The organism is Enterobacter sp. GER_MD16_1505_Eko_090, assembly GCF_003331015.1.
GTDB lineage: Bacteria > Pseudomonadota > Gammaproteobacteria > Enterobacterales > Enterobacteriaceae > Enterobacter > Enterobacter roggenkampii.
The window spans coordinates 1-5,608 of sequence record NZ_PUQF01000043.1; the positions used below are offsets into that span (position 1 = coordinate 1).

A 5,608-nucleotide genomic window follows, 5' to 3' on the forward strand; every position below is an offset into this window, starting at 1 on the left:
AATCGGCCCAGATCCGCGAAATTTTAATCAGCGAGTCAGCTTGGGAAGAAATGACCTGCTTATTCGCACCTTCCCTAAGGTACCAGCACTGGCTCAATGGCTACATACGGCACCTGGTTTACGATTACGATATAAAAGCTCAAGGATGATGAATTCTTTTCTTTATGATTTCGACGTTATTTGTCTCCTGCAACACCACGGGGTTGCTATAACCAGCGACGAACCCGTTGGGTATAGCGTTCCCATTCCAACCCGAAACGTTTTCGAAGCTGTACCTCTTCAACATGGATATGTAATCTGGCTACTACAAACATAAACAACGGTACAGCAAGTATCCCCACCAGGCTGCCAAAGCAGAGAGCAACGGATAACTGGAGCCCGCTCATTCCAAGGTAAATAGGGTTTCGACTCCATGCGTAACAACCGACAGTTACCAGCTTGGTGGTTCTATCCGGATGAAGCGGATTAAGCGTCGTGCCGTTCGTGCTCATCTGCCAAGCGGTGTGCAGTATCATGGTAATACAAACACCGGTCAGCAACACGCTTAGCACTATATTCACGATGTCGAAGGTAAAACGCGGGATTGCAGTCAACACATCAGTGACGAAAAACAGCAATAAGATGAGTGGGGGCGGAAACCATACTCTCAATCGAGTCACGAAGTTACGCATTACACAGACCTATCTCTGAACTAAGCAGCCTGATGGCTGCAAAATGAAAATCCAGTCCTTGCCATTCCTATAGTGACCATGAATCTGACATTATATGCCTGATCTGAAAAGTTATTTTTTTCATAACTGTCCTTATAACGGTGCGGGGTCAGTCCACACCTCTGTTCAGGTGAACAAATTCAGCAGACCACTTCACTGTTAAACCTGTGGCGATTCAGGGTGCCATGTGTATGGCACCTCATCTCTTATTTACTTATTGACTCCGTTACCGCCTGCCAGGTTATAAAGCCACCACTCAGATTATATGTCCTGAAGCCGTGGGCCTGAAGAATACGGTATGCCACATGCCCGCGCAGGCCACTCTGGCACCCTATAAAAATCTCTTTATCTTTAGGCACTTTTTCAAGATTCTCCCGCAGGGAATCCAGTGGAATGGATAGCGCGTCAGGATATTCGCCAAATTGTTTCAGTTCGGCAGGAGAGCGAATATCAAGTAAACAATAACTGCCCGGTTCCCGTTGTAACACATCGCTGACATGACATATGACCGTATCTCCTTTCATTACATTTGTCGCCACCATACCAGCCTGGTTAACGACGTCCCTTGCACTGTTAAAAGGTGGAGCATAAGTCAGCTCAAGATGTTCGAGATCGTTGACGGTAAGCCCCGCGCGCTGTGCGACAGACAGGACATCGATGCGTTTATCAACCCCTTTTTTCCCTGATGCCTGAGCCCCGAGAATTTTACCGGTATCGGGGCTGAACAGCAGTTTCAGACTGATCATCGTTGCCCCCGGGTAGTAACCGGCATGATCAGCGGCATGGACGTAAACCTTCTCGTATCGGGTGCCATGAACTTTCAGCTGCTTTTCATTCGCACCGACGCTGCCAATACTCAGCGAAAATACCTTACAAATGGATGTCCCCTGACTGCCATGGTAAAGGCTGTGACGATCTAGCATGTTATCAGCAGCAATGCGTCCCTGGCGGTTGGCGGGCCCTGCCAGAGGAAAATTAGCGGGTTCCTGAAAGACAAAGTCTGGAGTTTCAACGGCATCCCCCACGGCGTAGATGTCAGGGATACTGGTCTGCATACAGGCATTGACGCTTATGCCTCCCCGTTTACCCACTGCGAGCCCGGCTCCTGTGGCAAGGCTGTTCTCAGGTTTTACCCCGATGGCGAGAATAACCATGTCGGTCTGCAGAAACCCACCCTCAGACAGTGCAACGCGGAATCCCGTCTCTGTCCGCAGTACCTCGGTGAGCGCCGTTCTGAGACGCAGATCCACGCCATGACTCCGGATTTCCTGATGCAGGGCAGATGCCATTTCAGGATCAACCGGAGCCATAACCTGTTCCCCCATCTCCAGCAGGGTCACACTGATCCCCCGTTCGCTCAGAGCCTCCATCACTTCAAGTCCGATAAATCCCCCCCCGACAAGCGTGGTGTGAGCTACGTGATGTTGCTCAATCCACCCCAGGATAGCATCCATGTCAGTAAGATTTCGCAGCGTAAAGACACCCTCTTCCTGTAGCCCGGGCAAAGGAGGGACAACCGGAGCGGCGCCGGTACTGAGGAGCAGACGATCCCATTCTTCGCTATAGACCTCCCCTGAGGTCAGATTTTTAACCGTCACCGTTTTATTAACCGGATCCACTGACGTCACTTCATGACAGATACGGACGTCTATGTTAAAGCGGGATTTAAAATCCTCCGGGGTTTTCAGAATCAGTGACTGCCTTAAAGGAATTTTTCCGCCTATATGATAAGGTAATCCACAGTTGGCGAAAGAGACATCGCTTCCCCGTTCAAACACAACAATACTGACATCCTCTGATAACCGACGAGCTCTGGCTGCAGCGGATGCCCCGCCGGCAACACCACCAACAATCACTATTTTCATTACATCCTCTCTGTTCACCCGGGGCAAAAATGCCTGCCAGATATAATCGTTTCCCCGGGCCGGCAGGACGCTGCAGACCTGACGAACACGATGGCAAAATTACGATACCGTTAGTATACTAAATTATATTATATAAAAACACATAGTATGAGAAATCAGCAATGCTCATGAATGAAGACACAAAACGTCAGACAGATATGAAGAATGCGGCCCTGAGGGCAGCAGATGTCTTACGGGGACTGGCCAACAGCGACCGGTTGCTGTTGATGTGTCAGTTAAGCCTGGGGGAAGCGAATGTGGCCGGGCTGGAAGCGGCGGTCGGTATCACTCAGCCGACCCTGTCCCAGCAGCTGGGTGTAATGCGCCGCCTGAAGCTGGTCGAGACCCGACGGGCAGGTAAAATGGTATATTACCGTATTGAGGATAACCGTATCATGACGTTGTTAAATACCTTATATGATCTCTACTGCCCGCAGGCAGGCACCGGTAAAGGAAGCCATAACAACGAATAATATGATCCTGCTTTCCCCGTAAACCGTTTTATCCATGCATCATTAACCCTGTTCAGGCTGTGAAATGCCAGACCGGAACCTGCGATACCTTAACGGGAAAACAACAGTGGTCCGGATATACCAGCCGATGATGCCCGTCACGGACTGTATTTCTCGTTCACGCATTCACTGATTAACCCACTGATTCAATGGTGTTTAATACTGTGACGGTCAGAAAAAACAGCCACAGGAACACGGATGATTCTGCACTGTCAGTAATAGCCTGTGGCTGACAAACCGTTTTTTCTGCTGCCACGGGGTGACATTATTCAAGCAGGCTACGCAACATCCAGGCAGTTTTCTCATGTAACTGGATACGTTGTGTAAGCAGATCTGCTGTGGCTTCATCATTCGCATTATTAACGAGCGGGAACAGGGAGCGTGCAGTTTTAACCACGGTCTCCTGGCCCTGGACAAGATTTTCAATCATGTTTTTTGCTGCCGGAATATCCTTATCTTCATTAACCGCTGTTAAACGTGAAAATTCATGATATGTGCCGGGCGCGAAGCATCCGAGCGAGCGTATACGTTCAGCGATATCATCAACGGCAGTGGCCAGCTCATTGTATTGATTTTCAAACATTAAATGTAAGCTGTTAAACATGGGGCCAGTTACATTCCAGTGATAGTAATGTGTTTTTATATACAGGGTATAGGTGTCAGCAAGAAGCCGGGACAGGCCGTCTGCAATCTCCACCCGGGATGATTCAGCAATACCAATATCAATGATTTGTTTACTCATAACTACCTCTTACACGGTTTCAGTGGAATATACGATATGCGATTATTCTTTCCGGTCTGAGCAAAACACGCCTCAAATTTTTATAATAACCAGGTACACCTGTCGTCTGTCACACTAGCGATGCGCCAGAGCAATATCCTGCGACGGAACAATGAATTTCGCCGTGGCACGTGCCACTGTCTGCTGTCCTTTTGTCAGCCATGCTTCAAGCAGGTAAATCCCCCTGCGTTGCCCAAGCAGTCTGGCACATACCATCAGTTTGTCTCCGGTACAAACGGGTGAAATGAATCTTACCGTCAGTTCAGCCGTCAGGGCTTGCACACCCTGCATGAACAAACAATGAGTCATTGCTGCATCCAGCAGGGTACTCGTCATTCCGCCATGTAAAAGACCCGTATACCCCTGATGCCTGTGATTGGCCGTGTAGTCCGCACATACAGAGCCATCCGGGTGCTCTGAAAACATTAAGTTCACCGTATCAGGGTTGTTGTCGCGGGAACTACAGACCATACAACAGGTATGGGCCTTTCTGGCATCAAGATAACAATTCATCTGTTTCTGCTCAGCGTCCGGTTGTACTGACGGGAGGCATCCGGAATTCAGTCAGCTGAGGGGCTCCCCCGGCATCATTACTGCCTCCTCCACACATTCCGGCTCCTGGTTTATACACAATACGGGTCTGATAAAAATCACCGCCCGTGATGAAATAAACTCATGAATGGCAACAGCGCCCGTTTCCGTGATGATGCTGACGCCCACCCTGGCACGCATTTTCTGCTGTGTTCCCGTCAGAGTGACAGCATTTTTTCCCTTTCGCCTCATGATGAAAGGACTGGCGTCCCTGCTCCGGCTTATTCAGTTCAGTCAGAACACGGGTATCCGGATCACACAGTTCAGTGAACAAACGACGACCACAGTCAGTCTGGTACACCGCGATCTGATGCCCCAGTAATTTACCCAGCATCCGTTCCCCGATGTTACGGACCACAACGCGGCTGACTTGCTGTTGAACCAGCAGGTCAACCAGCTTCCGTTTACCTGAACAATCTGCGCCCAGCGCGGGATTTTCTGTCCGGCTGAGCTCCACACCGCGCTCATCCACCAGGACAAGGTGACTCGCTTTGGTAAAATGATTTGCTACCCGGTCGTCATTCACTGGAATGGCTGTGATCATCTTGTGTAACACCTTCCCTTTCAGAGTGCATTATTAAGGCCCTGCCCTGAGTGAGACAGTCCACAACCTTAAAACGGGCTGCTTTCAGGACATTGGCCAGTGTCTGCCTTGAAACCCCCATTGCAACAGCCGCTTCCTGCTGTTGCATGCCCAGTAAATCGACCAGCCGTAACGCTTCAAACTCATCTTCTTTTAAATGAACATGTTCAAGCTGGCTCATCGGTCGCGCATTGGGCTTAAAACAGGTATCCGCAGGGCGGCCACAGATGTTACGGGGAATTCTGGGTCTTGGCATGAAGGCTCCTTATTGGCATATGCTATATATACACTCATAAACTGGCATATGCAATATACTCTGCTCACCGGTGGAGAATTTTTTGCTTTACCCTGGAGTCTGTAAGTGGGCAGCAGGTCATGAGAGATGAAGAGAAAGAAAACAGATACTGTATGAGACTCAATTTAAAGTGCTGCCATAAGGGGGTCGTCTCAGAAAACGGAATCTATGGTCACTCCCGTTTTTGCAACACCGATTTTGACGACAAGTTGGCTTGCTTGAATCTATCCGG

Annotated in this window: 7 protein-coding genes; 1 reads left to right on the forward strand and 6 read right to left on the reverse strand. The window is 49.4% G+C overall.

The window, feature by feature from the left end; all coding sequences use genetic code 11:
* Window positions 1-206: 206 nt before the first annotated feature.
* Both C6A40_RS24355 and C6A40_RS24360 read right to left on the reverse strand, forming a co-directional pair.
* Window positions 207-671 carry a methyltransferase family protein gene (locus C6A40_RS24355; RefSeq protein ID WP_001243598.1) on the reverse strand — a complete coding sequence of 155 codons (465 nt, stop codon included), beginning with the start codon at window positions 669-671 and terminating at the stop codon, window positions 207-209.
* 245 nt (window positions 672-916) lie between these two features.
* Complete coding sequence (locus C6A40_RS24360; RefSeq protein WP_000706606.1) at window positions 917-2,575, reverse strand: FAD-dependent oxidoreductase; 1,659 nt, start codon at window positions 2,573-2,575, stop codon at window positions 917-919.
* Window positions 2,576-2,736: 161 nt separating this feature from the next.
* Between C6A40_RS24360 and C6A40_RS24365 the strand changes: the two genes are divergently transcribed.
* The gene (locus tag C6A40_RS24365; RefSeq protein WP_000928911.1) at window positions 2,737-3,087 is read left to right on the forward strand and encodes an ArsR/SmtB family transcription factor; all 351 of its coding nucleotides are present in this window, start codon (window positions 2,737-2,739) and stop codon (window positions 3,085-3,087) included.
* Between the two features lie 304 nt (window positions 3,088-3,391).
* Here the strand turns inward: C6A40_RS24365 and C6A40_RS24370 are convergent, their stop codons facing one another.
* The 4 genes from C6A40_RS24370 to C6A40_RS24385 form a co-directional block, all read right to left on the reverse strand.
* On the reverse strand, window positions 3,392-3,868 hold the full coding sequence (locus tag C6A40_RS24370) for a Dps family protein (RefSeq protein WP_000043177.1): 477 nt from the start codon (window positions 3,866-3,868) through the stop codon (window positions 3,392-3,394).
* Window positions 3,869-3,982: 114 nt separating this feature from the next.
* The gene (locus C6A40_RS25425) at window positions 3,983-4,420 is read right to left on the reverse strand and encodes a PaaI family thioesterase (protein ID WP_016241611.1); all 438 of its coding nucleotides are present in this window, start codon (window positions 4,418-4,420) and stop codon (window positions 3,983-3,985) included.
* A gap of 160 nt (window positions 4,421-4,580) precedes the next feature.
* Complete coding sequence (locus tag C6A40_RS24380) at window positions 4,581-5,042, reverse strand: NifB/NifX family molybdenum-iron cluster-binding protein (protein ID WP_000626969.1); 462 nt, start codon at window positions 5,040-5,042, stop codon at window positions 4,581-4,583.
* The gene (locus C6A40_RS24385; RefSeq protein WP_114191460.1) at window positions 5,017-5,337 is read right to left on the reverse strand and encodes a DUF134 domain-containing protein; all 321 of its coding nucleotides are present in this window, start codon (window positions 5,335-5,337) and stop codon (window positions 5,017-5,019) included. Before C6A40_RS24385 ends, C6A40_RS24380 begins: the two co-directional genes overlap by 26 nt.
* Window positions 5,338-5,608: the final 271 nt, after the last annotated feature.